We start from the raw sequence: 16,857 nt of genomic DNA on the forward strand, positions 1-16,857 counted from the left end.
ACATTTTCATAGTAATATTTTCTAAAATAACTGTCAATTAAAAAAACTAAATTTTATAAAGATATTGATTTAGTAGAAATAATTATTTATTGTTATAAATGTAACGGATTACATTTTTGTGTATTCAGATAACTTCGTCGAGGGAGGGCTCTTCATTGAAATTAGGTGTCTTTACAGTTTTATTTTCTGATAAAAGTTTTGATGACATGTTAAATTATGTGGCTCAAAAAGGTATAGAAGCAATTGAATTAGGTACAGGTGGATATCCTGGTGATGCACACTGTAAATTGGATGAATTATTAAATAATGAAGGTCATTTACAAAGCTTTAAGCAAAAGATAAGCGACCACGGTTTAATGATTAGTGCTTTAAGCTGTCACGCAAATCCACTTCACCCACAAAAGAAAATCGCTGAACAAGCTGATGAAGTGCTAACTAAAACGATACAACTTGCCTCTAAGCTTGGCGTACCAGTCGTAAATACTTTTTCCGGATGTCCTGGTGATCATGAAAATGCTCTATATCCCAACTGGCCAGTATCAGCTTGGCCACATGATTTTCAAGAAGTTTTAAAATGGCAATGGGAAGAGAAGCTCATTCCTTATTGGAGAGAAAAGAACGATTTTGCTACAAAGCACAATGTGAAAATTGGTCTAGAACTTCATGGTGGTTTCTCAGTACATACTCCTGCAACGATGCTTCGACTCAGGGAAGCTTGTGGTCCGGCAATAGGAGCAAATCTTGATCCTAGTCATTTATGGTGGCAAGGCATTGATCCAATAGAAGCCATCAAAATATTAGGACGTGAAAATGCAATTCACCATTTTCATGCGAAGGATACGATTATGGATCAACCAAATATGAATAGAAATGGTCTTACTGATATGACAGATTACGCTCAAATGCGTGATCGCTCCTGGTATTTTAGATCAGTTGGATTCGGTCATGATCAAAAAACTTGGGCAGATATTATTAGTACTCTTCGCCTTTATGGTTATGATTATGTTGTAAGTATTGAACATGAGGATGGACTTATGTCCATTGAGGAAGGTTTCACAAAAGCTGTTGAAACATTACAACCAGTAATGGTAAAAGAATCAATTGGTCAAATGTGGTGGACGTAAAGTTCACACTATATCCGAACTGAGTAATGAGATATTCTCTTACTCAGTTTTTTTTACTTTCTTCCTATATATCTACTCTCCATTTTTATTCCCCAAAATTTATTTAGCATATTGCTTATACATATTGAATACTGTATTTGAGTAGACATGCTTTACCAATACTTCACTTGACTCTTACCCTAAAAAGGTGTATAAATACTCTTTGGTGTTAATTTAATATTTGTTTGTTCATAGTTTGTTCATATATTTCCAGTATGCTTGTATTTGTAACTATTTCCCTGTCCAAAATTGAATTCATTTATGTAATAATTGTTAAAGTAAAGGTAGGTGTATTAAAAATGAATAAATTACTTCAAAAAGGTCCGGGTATTTTTAATAAATATGTAGGCTTTTTCTTTTTAGCAGTCATCCTACTTTGGATGAAAACATATGTTGTTCAACTTACACAATTTGACTTAGGTATTGATAATACATTACAACAGTTCTTATTATTTATAAATCCATTAGGTTCATCTCTATTATTTTTAGGACTAGCCTTTTTCTTTAAAGGCCGCAGAAAATATATTGCGTTACTAACAATTGATTTCCTTTTAACGTTCCTATTATATGCAAATATGTTGTATTATCGCTTCTTTAACGACTTTATCACGTTGCCAACGTTAATGCAGACATCAAACTTTGGAGATGTAAGTGGTAGTATCACATCCCTATTAAAACCGTATGATATGCTAATTTTTATTGATATTGTTCTTTTAATTGCAATACTCGCATTCCGTGTTGTAAAGGTAGAAAACACGAATATGAGAGGTCTAAAGCTTTCTGCACTTTATGTGTTTGCTTTAATTATCTCTGGAATTAACCTAGGATTAGCAGAAGTAGATCGTCCTCAATTATTAACACGTGGTTTTGACCGTAACTATATCGTGAAATACCTTGGAATGTACAACTATACAATTTATGACTCTGTACAAAGCACAAAAGCTTCTGCACAGCGTGTAATGGCAGATAGTGATGAAGTGACAGAGGTAATGAACTATACTAACTCTAATTATGCAGAACCCAACCCAAAATACTTTGGTGCTGCCGGGGGCAAGAACGTTATTTATTTACATCTTGAATCGATTCAAAGCTTCTTAATTGATTACAAGCTGCACGACCAAGAAGTTACACCATTTTTAAATTCATTAGCAAAAGACTCTAACACGCTTTACTTTGATAACTTTTTCCATCAAACAGCTCAAGGTAAAACAGCTGATGCGGAATTTATGATTGATAACTCTTTATATGGTTTACCACAAGGTTCAGCATTTACAACGAAAGGGTTAAATACGTACCATTCAGCACCAGCAATTCTAGCTGATAAAGGTTATACATCAGCAGTGTTTCATGGTAACAAAGGAAGCTTCTGGAACCGTGATGAAATTTATAAATCATTTGGTTATGATCACTTTTTCGATGAAAGCTACTATAACCTTATTCCTGAAGATTTAGCCGAATACGGATTAATGGATAAACCATTCTTTAAGCAATCGATGCCATTATTAGAATCATTGCCACAGCCATTTTATACAAAGTTCATTACGGTAACAAATCACTACCCGTATAAGATGAATCAAGAGTTAACAACGATTGAAGCACATACAACTGGTGATAAATCTGTTGATAACTACTTCCAAACTGCACGTTACGCTGATGAAGCTTTAGCAGAATTCTTCACGTACCTGAAGGAAGCTGGACTATATGAGAACTCAGTTATTGTGATGTATGGAGATCACTACGGTATTTCTGAAAATCATAACCGTGCAATGTCAGAAGTGCTAGGCAAAGAAATTACAACGTTTGAAAATGCAGGATTACAACGTGTTCCACTATTCATACATGCACCTGGTGTTGAAGGTGGAGTCAATCACACGTATGGCGGGCAAGTTGATGTAATGCCTACGTTATTACACTTATTAGGTGTAGACACAAAGGATCACATTCAAATTGGTACAGACTTACTATCAGAACAGCATGATCCACTAGTACCATTCCGTAATGGTGACTTTGTAAGCCCTCTTTACACGTATACAAACGGAAAGTATTATGACTCTTCAACTGGTGAATTAATTGAAGATGAGAAAAAACTCGAAGATGCACAAAAGTATCTTGCTAGTGCTGAAATGAAGCTTTCTTATTCAGACAAAGTGGTCAACGGAGACTTGTTCCGTTTCTATACACCAGAAACTTTCACTCCTGTTGACCGATCAAAATATAACTATACAAAGCCTCAAGTTGTTAAAGATGTAATTGAAGGTGAACTTGAGCAATAATAAAGAAACTGCCTAAGAATTTTTCTTAGGCAGTTTTTTTCATAGATAAGTAGATATTGAGGTTAATATTCTATTTGGAGGCTTTAGACCTATTTACCTTTTCAGTAGCCTTTTAAATCGAAGAGTAACCTTTTTATTTGAGTTTAAAAGTTTGTGGACAGTGGTAACATAATACAACAAATGTTTTGATTGTTCAGTTTTGACTGTAAATTTAGAACTAAATTACTATTCAAAACTCACTATTTCTACATAAAAATCTAGATAAATTAGTAAAAATTACTTTTTGACAATAATATTTTATAGGTATAACATGGAATAGGTTAAAGGGAGGTCATCTTATGTCAAACATCAATAAACAGAAAATTGTGGATAGTGTACCTCAAAAGGGATTTTTCGGACATCCTAAAGGTCTATTCACTTTGTTCTTCACAGAGTTTTGGGAGCGCTTCTCATATTATGGAATGAGAGCAATCCTCGTTTATTACATGTACACTGAGGTTTCTAAAGGTGGACTTGGAATCGATGAAAACCAAGCACTTGCGATTATGTCCATTTATGGTGCACTTGTCTATATGTCTGGTGTAATCGGAGGATGGTTTGCCGATCGTATATTTGGTACATCGAAAGCAGTGTTTTACGGTGGTATATTAATCATGCTTGGGCACATTGTTCTGGCACTTCCTGGTGGAATTGCTATGTTATTCGCATCGATGGTATTAATCGTACTTGGTACAGGTCTTTTAAAGCCAAATGTATCAAGCATCGTTGGTGAAATATATGCAGAAAATGACAATCGCCGTGATGCTGGTTTTAGTATTTTCTATATGGGTATCAACCTTGGTGCTTTCCTATCACCATTAATTACAGGAGAATTAGCCAAAACAGATTATCATTTAGGATTTGGAGTTGCTGCAGTTGGAATGCTGATTGGTTTGGTCCTCTTCGTCCTGACGAAAAAGAAAAATCTTGGTCTTGCCGGAACTGGGGTAGCAAACCCGCTTACATCACTCGAGAAAAAACGCTACTCATTAATTGTTGGTGTAGTAGTTATTGTAGTTGGTGCTTTATTAGCGTACTTAATTCCACGCGGATTATTTACAATTGATACGTTTATTAATTTAATTGGAATTTTAGGAATCGGGATACCAACTGCTTACTTCTTAGTTATGTACAATAGTAAGAAAACGACAGATGTAGAACGTTCACGTGTAATTGCCTATATTCCATTATTTATTGCAGCTGCAATGTTCTGGGCTATTCAAGAACAAGGATCTACCATTCTTGCTTTATATGCAGATAAGCGTACACAATTGGAATTCTTAGGGTTCACCATATCACCTGCATGGTTCCAATCATTGAACCCACTATTCATTATTTTACTTGCACCAGTGTTTGCATGGATTTGGGTAAAGCTCGGTAATAGACAGCCATCTATTCCTAAGAAGTTCTCATTAGGATTATTATTTGCTGGATTATCATTCCTTGTTATTTTAATCCCTGGTTATATAAGTGGTGAAGATGCATTAGTAAGCCCATTATGGCTTGTACTGAGCTACTTTATCGTCGTACTTGGTGAATTATTACTATCTCCGGTAGGTCTTTCAGCTACAACGAAATTAGCGCCTGCTGCGTTCTCTGCTCAAACGATGAGTGTATGGTTCTTAGCAAGTGCGGCAGCACAAGCCATTAACGCTCAATTAGTTCGATTCTACTCACCAGCTAACGAAACAATGTACTTCGGTACAATTGGTGGAGCAGCTATACTATTAGCACTCATCCTATTCTTGATCTCACCAAAGATCCAGAAATTGATGAAGGGTATCAATTAACAGAAAACCTGGTCCAATTACGGACCAGGTTTATTTGTTCTACTTTTGTAGTAAATCTAAATTCCAATCAATTTGCACCATGGGACTTGTGGAACTAGCAAATAATTTATTTATAAGGTTCGCATTTTTCTTTACAAATGAAAATGATGTATCGGCTTCTCTAAACTGACTTCCACAAACAAATGCCGTTACGAATTCGTTCCAGCTAGAATAGACCGTTTGAAGTCGGTGGGCTGCATCAAGCATTAATTTCCATGCTTCCTCATTTGAAAGGTATCCTAACACCCATCCGGCACGACATAAATAGATATGCCAAGCATAATCAAATGCAATAATCCCTTCCACCGGTACCTTATTCATATAATAATGAACAATGAATAGTCTTGGATAATCTTCATGCTCTTTAGAAAAGGATTCAATATATTTCTTTCGATCCGTTTCCGACAGAGTAGCTAAGAAGCTGCTCATCTTTTGATAATCACTTCGCCACCCATCATCTTTTAGCCAATTTAATCGATACTTAAAGGAAGTATAATCTACAATCCCTAGTTTACTTAGTTCTTTCCTCAATCTTTTTTTACCTAAAAATCCTTCTTGTAGCTTACCAAAGTTATACAAAGTAAAGTAGTATGCTAGAGAGTCATTCCTACAAAGAGATGAAAGAGAACGTATATAAGCCTGAATTTCTGTTGATACTTTTTGCTTTGCCATGCTAATTACAATCCTCCATATCCCATTAAAATTTCACCGCTCTATATACTCTTCTTGCTTCAAGCATAATAAAGGCAAATAAGGTGATGATGATAATTGATAGGAATAGAATGAAGCTCATATCCCCACTTTCCGTTTCTCTTTTTGGACCTATATATTTATCCTTAATGAACGTGTTATCATATTCATAATACATACGGTATTTCTTCAATGATCTAATCGTATAGTTAAACAATTCTTCATTGAATTCATAGATACTTCCTTCAAGCTTTAAAGATTTATTTTGATATACCTTTTGCGCAGTCTCATAGTCTACCAAAACTATAAGCGTTTGGTCTTCAATGGTAGCGACACAAATATATCGTTGATCATACTCAAGATAGCTAATACCGGGAATATCAGTATCATCTTCAATCATATCTATGAATTCGGCTTTGAGGTGGTATAAGTCAACAACATCGTCTTCAGATTGTACACGTTCGAAATCCTCTAGCTTATTAATGATAATCGGTTCTTTCAACTCTAAATCCTTTGAAATCAAACTTAAAGCTACCTCCTTTAATGCATCTTTCGGAGGTAATCCGGTTGCACTTTCTAAACCAATCATCAAAAACAATATAAGACCAGCAAACGTCACTAAATACTTCCATGATCTTCTGAACCACAGGTCCCAAAATTCCTCAAAGGTGTCTATCTTACCAAGTTCGTTCTGAACAGTAATTAAGTTCTGCTTATTTGGACTCTGTTTTAAGTTCTGGACAAGTAGTCCATTAATCTGAGCAATATAAGTTTTCACTTCGATATTGTAAGGATCATTCTCTAAAACTTGTATAAATAATTTCTTTGCCTTTTCTTTTTCACCTAACTCAAAATAACTCTTACCCATAAGTGTGATCGCATCCTGATTATCAAATGAATACTCTAGGATAAATTCACAAGTCTTAATGACATCCTCTTGTTCACGTAATTTAAAAAGAACTCGAGCCTTATATAGGTGGCTATCAATATCAGTTGGATCAGCTTGAATCGCACTATTAATTGCTTCAAGCGAGGCTTCCAATCTTCCAACTCTTAAATAATACTCAGCCTTCATACGAAGGAGATCTGGATCGCATGAAAACATTTCGTATGCTTCTGTAATTAACTTCTCTGCATTTTCTATATCGTTATCAATAAGGGCAAATAATGCTCGTTCTCTAGTTCCTAAATATGTGTCATAATCTAGCTCTTGTTCCTTTAAAAACTGATAGCGAAGTCCCCATCTATGATTCACTTGTCTAAAAATATATGTAATAAAATTCTCTGGAAAACGATATTCAAGCTCGTCTGCTTTTCCTCGCCAACCGAAAATGTTGTCTAGTAGTTGCCATACGTTTTGTGGTAGATAATGAAACTCCATTAAAAACTCTAGAACACGGTTAGTTAGCTTTTCATTATATTTAAAGTCCCAAACTATTTCTGAACTCAATAATTCCTGCCATTTTTCAATGTCGATGCGCGATGAAAAGTCATGATAAATGGAATATAACTGTTCCATAAAATCCTTTAATGGATCTACTCTTTCTATATCTTCATGATGATGAAAGAGATCCACTTTTGGTAATGACTCAGTCCCGGCTATTTCATCCTCTTCAATCTCTTCATCATCAATAAAAAAGGTAGGTTGTTCAGGTGGATTCTTCGCATATCTAACAGCATTGTCATATGCTTCTCTTAATCTTTGGAAACCTTCTGGATCATCCTCAGGGTGATAGACTTTTAGTTTCTTGGCATATGCCTTTTTAATTGAGGAATGATCTTGAGTAGGTTCAATCCCTAATATCTCCCAGAAACTCATTAAAATTCTAGCCACCTCTCTAGCTTTTCTAGCTCTTTGCTCAGCTTTTCGGCAGCCTTTTTAATTTCCCATTCATTTTGACGGGCTAATACGCTTTCGAATTCAAATATATGATGCTCGATTACAGTACGTTTTACATTAAGAGATTCTTCATATAAACGTTCGGCCCTTGCTAATAACAACCTGTTCTCCGTGCGTTCTCTCGGATGAATTTTAATATTCTTGAGTGCCTCTAGTCTTTCTTCGATTTCTTCCTTTGATACACGTCCTGAATTCTTTTCGACTACTATTCTTTCCTTCTTTCCTGATTCTACATTGACAACCTCAACCTCAAGTATACCGTTAATGTCATATGTATAACGGACATCAATTGCTTGTTCACCAGCAGGAGCAGGTTTTACCTTCACGTTTAATTCTCCGAGCTTTAAGTTTGCTTCTGTTCGTCTGCTTTCACCTTGGTAAATTTCAACACGTAGCTCTGATTGATTGTCAACGACTGTAAATAGACGTTCAACCTTGCTAACTGGAATAGGAGTATTCCGTTCAATTATTGGCAAATAATATCCATCTTCAAATTTCCCATTAGCCATACGCTTTACGATATCTGTTCCAAGTGTATATGGACATACATCTGTTAAAATGATTTCATCTAATGCGGCATTTCGCTCTTTTAGCGCTACTTGAATGGCTGCACCTAACCCTACTGCCTCATCAGGATTTATGTTTACATAAGGCATACGTCCGAAGATTTTTCCAACAACGGTTCTAATAATCGGCATTTTGGTCGTACCACCAATTAATATAACAGCATCCAATTCGTCTGGAGATAAGGAAGCATCACGCAAAGCTCGCTCAATCGGATGTCGTAACCGTAATAATAAAGGATTTACAATCTTCTCGAAATCAGTACGACCTATTTTTGTCTCATATGTTTGACCTTCGTATGTAAAAGTCATAGTCCCTGTATTTTCTCTCCCTAGTGCACGTTTACATAGTTCGGCCTGCTTATAAATAGCTGAATGAGCCTTATTATCAACCGAATGAATATCTATATTATGCTGATCAACAAAGTAAGAGACTAGTAGATTTGTAAAATCTTCTCCACCAAGGAAGTTGTCTCCCGCTATGGATTTCACTTCCATAATACCTTCAAATAATTCTAATATTGAAACGTCAAACGTTCCTCCCCCAAGATCAAAAATAAGAAATTTCGTTTCTGATTCTTGTTGGTGTAGTCCATAAGCAATTGCCGCAGCAGTTGGCTCACTTATTAGGCGTTCTACCTTTAATCCAGCAATTTCTGCAGCACGCTTCGTCGCTTTTCGTTGAGCATCATTAAAATAAGCTGGAACACTAATTACCGCTTCAGTTATTTCTTTTTCCAAGTATGCTTCCGCATCTTCTTTTAAGGTTTTAATAACAAAAGACGAGAGTTCTTCAGGGGTAAAAGAATATTTCCCTAAATGATACATTTTCTCTGTCCCCATATAACGTTTAAAGGTAGAAACCGTTACTAGTGGATGCGTGATAAGTCGTTCTTTAGCAATTTGACCAACCAATATGTCACCATTCTCATCTATACTTACAACTGATGGTGTAAGGTTCTCTCCAAGTACATTTGGTATAATTTCCGGTCCATTATCCGTCCAGTGGGCCACAAGGCTATTCGTTGTTCCTAAATCGATACCTATGGTCGACATGCAGTATGCCCCCTCAAATTAATCTTTATATGTAGAAAAGGTTATCATAGAATTTTCTAAATATAAACATTTTTCCCTATAAATCGACATTAGTTTTAAAAAAGCGACTATATAGCAAATATAGCCGCATTCTTTAACTATTGATAATCCTTTGGGGTTCCCCAGAATTCAATCTTGTTATAGTAAGGAGAAACAGAATCAAAATGTATCCAGATAGGGGCATGTTATAATACCGGGTATGCTTGATACAGACTTCGATCACCATAAACAATCGCTTCTAATGCTAGTGGTAATTCGCGTCTAAAGATTGCGTTTCGGAATGCCGCCATATATTGCCCAGTTTGTCCATCAACTGACACATAAACATATAAATAGGGTTTTCCTTTATTTACTCTCCACTCAGCGAGCACTTCATCTCTCACACTCGTAATTTTGTCAAAGGCAAATGATAGCCCGATGGTTAACAACAGCTCAGCAGTTACATCCGAATGAGTTAATGTATATTTCCTTCCCACTGCCGGCTCAGTGAGCGTTACTCCATCTCTATACTCAACATAAAGTTTATCTGGGTTTAGTCTTGTCACGTCCCACCTCATTTTCAAGAATTCACATTAGTGTATGGGGCATTTATCTTCTTTGTTACGAAGAAAGTCTCACCAATTTTACTTTAACTACATATAGTAAAATTGGGCCTTTTACTTATATAGTTCCTATCGTGAGGTGAAAGAGATGAGTGAATTTGATTATCGGCAACTCCCCGGACTGTATTGGACAAAAAATACTAAGGTAGGAAAGATACGTATTACAACAGAACCAACGCCTTTACGAGTTGGTTCAGAAAATTTACCGAGAAGGAGACAATTATGGGTCGTGAATGATGCTGCCACTTACATTTACCTTTCAACCGATCCAGACTTTTCCTTTGATAAGGGTAATTACATCTTTAATGTACCAGCTGAAGTAATCGTATATGATCTAGATCCAAATGAGGATTTAATTATTTATGCGAAGACAAAGGAATACCCAGTGACAATAAGAGTATTTGAGGTGGTATAGAATGGCATTAACAAGTTACCAGTTTAGAAACCAACCATATGGGCTAGGCTTTGTGTTTGCTGGTCAGGCATTTACACTTATTGAGTCCACCTCCTATGAAAGAGTTCTTCAATACCAAAACAACTATATTTTAAGTATTCAAAATGAAGGATTTTATCCAACTAATGTTGCAGTGAATTTGGCTTTTTATGAGTCAGGGAATTAAGAGACTAAAAATCACTATACTTACGTAACAATAGGTATAGTGATTTTAGTATAATAGCGAAAAGGAGGTATATCATGCAACGAATACTAATCCGGCCCTATACACTTGAAGATGCTGAAGAGTTATTATCTCTCCAACTCGCAAACAAAGAACACATTTTGCGATGGTCTCCTGTTATGGGTACGAATGAATTTTACACATTGGAGGGGCAACAGAAAAGAATCAATGAATCCAAAACCGACCATAACGAAGATAAGAGATATGTTTTCGGTATCTTTTTAACAGAGGAGGATTCTGAAACACTAATTGGGGATATTCAGTTTAATTTTGTTGTAAGAGGACCAAGACAAACTAGTATGATAGGTTACTATATTGGACAACAATATAACGGAAAAGGATATATGACAGAAGCCTTAAAACTTGCATTACGTTTTGGTTTCGAAAATTTAAAGCTACATAGAATAACAGCAGGGGTAAACCCCGAGAACTCTGCCTCTCTTCGAGTACTTGAGAAAGTAGGATTTAGAAGAGAAGGGTATGAACGAAAAAGTTTATTAGTTCATAATGAGTGGACCGATGTTGTTTTGTTTGCGATGTTAGCAGAGGATTATTATAACAATAAACATGATCAAGACCAGAGAAACTAGGCGCCTCTGGTCTTAACAATGAATACTGGACACTTCGCCATTTGAACAACGTTATGGCTGACACTACCTAGGAAAAACTCTCTTATCTTCCCAAGTCCTCTGCTTCCCATTACAATGACATCAAACTCAAGTTCCTCTGCATATTTAATAATTTGTACGGCAGGGTCTCCTTCTAGAACCTTTGTACCGGTTGGATTAGGAAGGGTTTTTAGTACTTCACGCGCTTCATTTATTCTCGCTTTTGCAGCTGCTTCAGCAACTGTTCTCATTTCCATAAGAGAATACGCTTCATAACTACCAACAATTGCGCTGTAAGCCATCACTGTTACAACTTCTAATTCGGCATTTTTATCATGTTCAACAAGCTTTATTGCATATTGTAATGCTTTATTACTTAATTCTAAACCGTCATACGCGACTAAAATTTTTGAAGGGTTATTTAACATACATCACACATCCTCTTTCTATCTCTGTTAAGGAAGGAGAAAATAACTTCCTTTCACTTATTATGATAAGAAAGAATGACTAAACATAATGTGATGTTTCTCACTCATTATTCTTAAAATTTTGAAGAACTTGTTAAATTATCTTCCTAACAAAAGACGAAGTAATTGATCATCATCTTCACGAGGATTTCCTCTTCCATCACGGTTATTCGTTATTGTATATAAAGCCTCATCCACAAGTAAAACATCTCTAAGTCTTCCTGCATTCTCTAGAGCCATGTCTACACTCTTATTCTCTATATTTAGAACTTTAATACTCTCTCCACGTAAAGTCGCAACGTATAACAGGTTATCCTTAATCTCAATTCCAGACGGAGCCCATGTCACATTTCCTGTATGATAAAATGGTGTTTTCATATTTGGTGCTTGTTGATCTCCTTCAATAATCGGCCATCCATAGTTCATACCAGGTTCAATCACATTAATTTCATCATGGGCAGCCTGTCCATGCTCTGAGCTAAATAACCTGCCATCCTCATCCCACGCAAGTCCTTGTGGATTGCGATGACCATACGAGTAAACATATGAACCTTGAAACGGGTTATCCGTAGGAATAGATCCATTTAAATTCATTCGTAAAATCTTCCCGGCTAAGCTGTTTACATTCTGTGCATGATCTGGATTCCCAGCATCGCCTGCTGTCGCATACAGCTTACCGTCTTGTCCTACTTTTATTCTTCCGCCGTTATGTATGCGCCCCCCAGGGATTTTATCAAGAATGACTCTCTGTTCTGTCCACGTGTTTTGGTTAAGCTTCAACAAGATAATTCGGTTAAAAATTTGTCCGTTATCCTGATAGGTATGATACGCAAAAGCTTCCCTTGATTCTCGAAAATTAGGAGCTAACAGAAAGCCCAAAAGACCTCCTTCACCGTCGTGATGGATATCCTTTGTTACCTCGAGCTGCTGAGTGGTTTTCTCTCCTGTTGCTTCATCAACTTTTACAATATATCCAGGTCGTTGACTTAAATAAAATGCTTCTTCATATTTCGTAATATTCCATGGAATCTCTAAGTCTGTCGCAATGACTTCAGCCTGTCTAGCAAATACTTCATTAACCTCAATTTCACCGTCTTGATTCCAAAATGAGCAACCTGTTAGAAAGATAGTACCAATCAACGCTACGATAAACACCTTCAACTATATCACCTCGTATTTTCTTCTATTATTAGTCTTGCCATGTTTTGACTAGGTTAAAAGAACAACCATAGTTAAGTAACCTATGGTTGTAAGAAGTAATTTAAATAGTTGTAAACGGATAATAGTCTTTGGACCCAATTCCACGTTCATGCATTCTCTTCACATATCTCACTTCGTCTTCAAGTTGTTCGATAGGGTTTGTTTTTACACCTAAATTTTTTACTTCTTCCCTATCATAATGGAAAACATACTTCTGTGAACCTATGAAATATTCCACCTTAAAATCATGTAACTCTCCATTCCAGTTAAACGTTTCAATTCGTGTTACATCAGATGAGTACTCGTATTTAATTTCAATGCTATCAAATATCTGTTGTATTTTTTCTTGTATCGTTGAAGCCATTTGTGTCACTCCATTCTTATATAAAAAGTGCACTCCAATACAGAGTACACTTTTCTCGAGTCAGCATTATTCCTCAGAAAGAGGCAATGTTATTTCAATTAATGTTCCTTCACCAAGCTTACTGTTAAACGTAATCGTACCGTGATGAAGTTTAATAATTTTTTGGCAAATCATTAAACCAAGACCTGTTCCTTTTTCTTTAAGACTATAGAAAGGTTCTCCTAGACGTGGAAGGATTTCTTCTGGAATTCCACTTCCATAGTCTTGGAAGGATATTACACAATTGTGCTCAGTCCCATTTGTTAGGGTAATGTCAATATTTCCACCCTTTGGCATTGCTTCAATGGCATTTTTAATAATGTTAAGAAACACTTGCTTTATCTGATTTTTTTCACAGGTAATGAACAGTTCTGAATCCTCAAATATCATGTTGAACTGTATATTGTTCATATGGGCTTGAGGCATTAGTAATTCAACTGTATTTTCAATGACTTGCGCAACATTAGTATCTTCTAGTTTTAAGGCTTGTGGCTTTCCTAGTGTAAGAAGCTCACTCGTAATTGCTTCAATTCGTTCTAATTCACTTAGTAGTAGATCATTGAACTCAAATGAATCGTCTCTTACTTTATTTAACTGAATGAAACCTTTGATCGTTGTCAACGGATTCCGGATTTCATGTGCAACTCCGGCTGCCAATTCGCCTACAATAGATAGTTTTTCAGATTGCAAAAGTAGTTCTTCTGACTTTAATCGTTCAGATATATCTCTGCTGATGATAACGATATGATCGACTGTTTGACTTTCGCCTAAAACTGGCATACAACGTGATTCAAATTGAACCCAATGACCATCCTTATGTTTTAAGCGAACATCGATTGTGTTAGGAGTTACCTCCTCGAACATTATTTGTACTTTATGTGTAAATATTTCTACATCATCTGGATGTACGATACTTTTCAACTTGTCTCTACTGAATTCTGATTCCTTGTATCCTAGTACTTTTTGATGGGACGGTGAATAATATTTTATTTTAGCAGACTTATCTAACACTAAAATCAAGTCAGAAGTATTTTCTGCTATTAGTCGATAATTTGCTTCACTTTCCTCTAATATATTTTGCATTTGCTTGTTTTCTCTAATGATTCGAAATAGTTTCATATAGGATTCGATAAGCAGAATTCCTATAACAACTCCAAACATGATAAAAAGCAAATACTGAAGGTGGAACAAAGGATTATCTCGGATGACATTAAATAACAATGGAACTGTAATCACATAAATGATGACATAGACGCCAAATATGATTACCGTTTTCTTTACTCTACTAAGGCGTTTAATATAAAAATGAATGAACGTAAAGGAAAGCATAATAATAAGCCAACCTGTAATCGCCGGAAACCAGTTTCCAGCTGAATATAACCTAGCACAAAGTGCAAATAAACCCGTTACAATTCCAGCAAGTGGCCCAAAATATGAGTAGACTAAAATAACAGGAACATAACGAATATCATAAGAATATCCTTCGTGATGAATTGTTAATATCACCAAAATGACCGACACGAGGCCACCATAAATACTACCCCATAAACGAAAGTTCTTAAGTGGTCTGTAATTGATTAAAGAACGGATAACTAATGGAGTACTAACCATTAACGAAAATATTGCAAGATTAATCACATAATCTAGTAAAATCAACTTACCCCCACCAGTGCAAAAGATATTATCTTATCTTACTTCTATTCTAATCTGACCATAGTTTTTTTTCCATATTTAAAAAATATAAATGATGAAAATAATACCAGTTGTTTAAATTAAAAAGAAAACAAGCCATTTGACTTGTCTTCAAGTTATATTATGTTCCACAAAACGTTCGGTAAGGTTGGTTTGAAGGTGTGGGAAGCTTGCAATATTCAGTGTGTTCTACTGAATATTCATAAGGCTTTGATAGTATGTTAAGTAACTTTTCCATTACAGAATTATCCCCGGATTCCGCAGCTTCTAAGGCTTCTTCCACTAGATGATTACGAGGAATAACGACTGGATTAGATTTCATCATTAGTTGCTGAGAATCTTTCTTCGATTCTGCCTGTCTTCCAAGTCGTTTTTGCCACTTCTCAGACCACTCAACAAACTCTTTTTTTCCAGCAAGAGCTGTTTCTTCATGCTTTTCTATTGTTAGTAAACGGAATGTATTCGTAAAGTCAGCTTCAAATTCCTTCATCAAATCAAGTAGATTTTGAATCAGTGCTTCATCTTCTTTTTCTTCATTAAATAAACCTAGCTTTTCTCTCATACCCTTTTGCCAATTATTCATAAAGGAGTCTGCATAGCTTGAAAGTGCCTCTTGAGCAAGTTCAATTGCTTTATCTTCCTTTTCATCGAGTAAAGGCAATAAGGTTTCTGCAAAACGAGCTATGTTCCATCCGCCATAATGTGGTTGATTTCCATATGCGTATCTTCCTTGCCTATCAATCGAACTAAACACAGTTTCCGGATCATATTGATCCATAAAGGCACATGGCCCATAGTCAATCGTCTCACCACTAATTGTCATATTATCAGTATTCATGACTCCATGTATAAAGCCAACAAGCTGCCATTTGGCAATGAGTGATGCCTGACGATTGATTACACCTTGAAGAAGGGATAGATACTTATTTTCTTCCTGCTCTAATTCAGGGTAGTGACGATTTATTGTATAATCAGCCAACTGTCTAAGCTCTTCGATGGGTCTCCAGTTTGCTACATATTGAAAGGTACCAACACGAATGTGACTTGCTGCCACACGTGTTAAAATCGCACCAGGTAATTCTGTCTCACGTATAACGGCTTCTCCTGTTTCAACTACAGCTAGGCTCCTCGTTGTTGGTATACCTAGTGAATGCATCGCTTCGCTGATTATGTATTCGCGAAGCATCGGCTTTATTGCTGCTCGGCCATCTCCACCACGAGAAAATGGCGTTCTTCCTGGTCCTTTAAGTTGGATATCAAGACGCTCGCCTTCTGGAGTAATGTGCTCACCTAGTAAGACTGCACGACCATCTCCTAACATATTAAAATGTCCAAATTGATGCCCTGCATAAGCTTGTGCGAGTGGTTCTGCTCCTTCTGGAATCGTGTTTCCAGCAAACTGTGAAACACCCATTTCACTACTTAATTCCTCCACATTTAATCCTAGTTCTTCGGCAAGTCGTTCATTAAAGATTGTAAGCTTTGGTGCACGTACAGGTTTTGGAGCATGTAATACAAAAAATGCCTCTGGAAGACGGGCGTAACTATTATCAAAGTTCCATCCAATTTTGCTCAAGCTATCGTTCTCCTTTGTTATAGATGTTTCATTCATTATGTACTTTATTAGGAATCAGTTCAATTTTAGCGTTTGCTTCT

The 16,857-nt window shown here is 36.1% G+C and carries 14 protein-coding genes and 1 pseudogene; 6 read left to right on the top strand and 9 right to left on the bottom strand.

Going from position 1 to position 16,857, the window contains the following annotated elements; all coding sequences use genetic code 11:
• Positions 1-155: 155 nt before the first annotated feature.
• From JR050_RS02740 to JR050_RS02750, 3 genes are all read left to right on the top strand, one after another.
• On the top strand, positions 156-1,124 hold the full coding sequence (locus JR050_RS02740) for a sugar phosphate isomerase/epimerase family protein (RefSeq protein WP_204201982.1): 969 nt from the start codon (positions 156-158) through the stop codon (positions 1,122-1,124).
• A gap of 338 nt (positions 1,125-1,462) precedes the next feature.
• Positions 1,463-3,436, top strand: a complete 1,974-nt coding sequence (ltaS, locus tag JR050_RS02745) for a lipoteichoic acid synthase (RefSeq protein ID WP_204201983.1) — start codon at positions 1,463-1,465, stop codon at positions 3,434-3,436.
• 338 nt (positions 3,437-3,774) lie between these two features.
• Entirely contained in the window at positions 3,775-5,265 is a 1,491-nt protein-coding gene (locus JR050_RS02750; RefSeq protein ID WP_204201984.1) for a peptide MFS transporter, read from the top strand.
• A gap of 39 nt (positions 5,266-5,304) precedes the next feature.
• Here JR050_RS02750 and JR050_RS02755 read toward each other — a convergent pair whose 3' ends face one another.
• The 4 genes and pseudogenes from JR050_RS02755 to JR050_RS02770 form a co-directional block, all read right to left on the bottom strand.
• Entirely contained in the window at positions 5,305-5,976 is a 672-nt protein-coding gene (locus JR050_RS02755) for a DUF1266 domain-containing protein (RefSeq protein ID WP_204201985.1), read from the bottom strand.
• A gap of 25 nt (positions 5,977-6,001) precedes the next feature.
• Positions 6,002-7,813: a J domain-containing protein gene (locus JR050_RS02760; protein WP_204201986.1), complete on the bottom strand. Its 1,812-nt coding sequence runs from the start codon at positions 7,811-7,813 to the stop codon at positions 6,002-6,004.
• Positions 7,813-9,513 carry a molecular chaperone HscC gene (locus JR050_RS02765; protein ID WP_204201987.1) on the bottom strand — a complete coding sequence of 567 codons (1,701 nt, stop codon included), beginning with the start codon at positions 9,511-9,513 and terminating at the stop codon, positions 7,813-7,815. The genes JR050_RS02760 and JR050_RS02765 overlap by 1 nt, the downstream gene beginning before the upstream one ends.
• 137 nt (positions 9,514-9,650) lie before the next feature.
• Positions 9,651-10,109 (bottom strand): annotated as a pseudogene (locus tag JR050_RS02770) (staygreen family protein).
• Positions 10,110-10,242: 133 nt separating this feature from the next.
• On the opposite strand from JR050_RS02770, the gene JR050_RS02775 reads away from it, so the two are divergent.
• From JR050_RS02775 to JR050_RS02785, 3 genes are all read left to right on the top strand, one after another.
• Positions 10,243-10,569: a hypothetical protein gene (locus JR050_RS02775; RefSeq protein WP_204201988.1), complete on the top strand. Its 327-nt coding sequence runs from the start codon at positions 10,243-10,245 to the stop codon at positions 10,567-10,569.
• 1 nt (position 10,570) lies between these two features.
• On the top strand, positions 10,571-10,774 hold the full coding sequence (locus tag JR050_RS02780) for a hypothetical protein (RefSeq protein ID WP_204201989.1): 204 nt from the start codon (positions 10,571-10,573) through the stop codon (positions 10,772-10,774).
• A gap of 74 nt (positions 10,775-10,848) precedes the next feature.
• A complete protein-coding gene (locus tag JR050_RS02785) occupies positions 10,849-11,421 on the top strand; it encodes a GNAT family N-acetyltransferase (protein WP_204201990.1) in 573 nt (190 codons plus the stop codon).
• Here the strand turns inward: JR050_RS02785 and JR050_RS02790 are convergent.
• The 5 genes from JR050_RS02790 to JR050_RS02810 all read right to left on the bottom strand — a co-directional run bounded on the left by JR050_RS02790 (position 11,418) and on the right by JR050_RS02810 (position 16,813).
• Positions 11,418-11,867: a universal stress protein gene (locus tag JR050_RS02790; protein ID WP_204201991.1), complete on the bottom strand. Its 450-nt coding sequence runs from the start codon at positions 11,865-11,867 to the stop codon at positions 11,418-11,420. The genes JR050_RS02785 and JR050_RS02790 overlap by 4 nt on opposite strands.
• Before the next feature lie 138 nt (positions 11,868-12,005).
• A complete protein-coding gene (locus JR050_RS02795; RefSeq protein WP_346726697.1) occupies positions 12,006-13,061 on the bottom strand; it encodes a PQQ-dependent sugar dehydrogenase in 1,056 nt (351 codons plus the stop codon).
• Positions 13,062-13,167: 106 nt separating this feature from the next.
• Entirely contained in the window at positions 13,168-13,470 is a 303-nt protein-coding gene (locus JR050_RS02800; protein ID WP_204201993.1) for a hypothetical protein, read from the bottom strand.
• 66 nt (positions 13,471-13,536) lie between these two features.
• Entirely contained in the window at positions 13,537-15,165 is a 1,629-nt protein-coding gene (locus JR050_RS02805; protein ID WP_204201994.1) for an ATP-binding protein, read from the bottom strand.
• Positions 15,166-15,322: 157 nt separating this feature from the next.
• Positions 15,323-16,813 carry a protein adenylyltransferase SelO gene (locus tag JR050_RS02810; protein ID WP_204201995.1) on the bottom strand — a complete coding sequence of 497 codons (1,491 nt, stop codon included), beginning with the start codon at positions 16,811-16,813 and terminating at the stop codon, positions 15,323-15,325.
• Positions 16,814-16,857 lie beyond the last annotated feature (44 nt).

The sequence above is a fragment of the Bacillus suaedaesalsae genome, assembly GCF_016890225.1.
Taxonomy (GTDB): Bacteria; Bacillota; Bacilli; order Bacillales; family SA4; genus Bacillus_BS; species Bacillus_BS suaedaesalsae.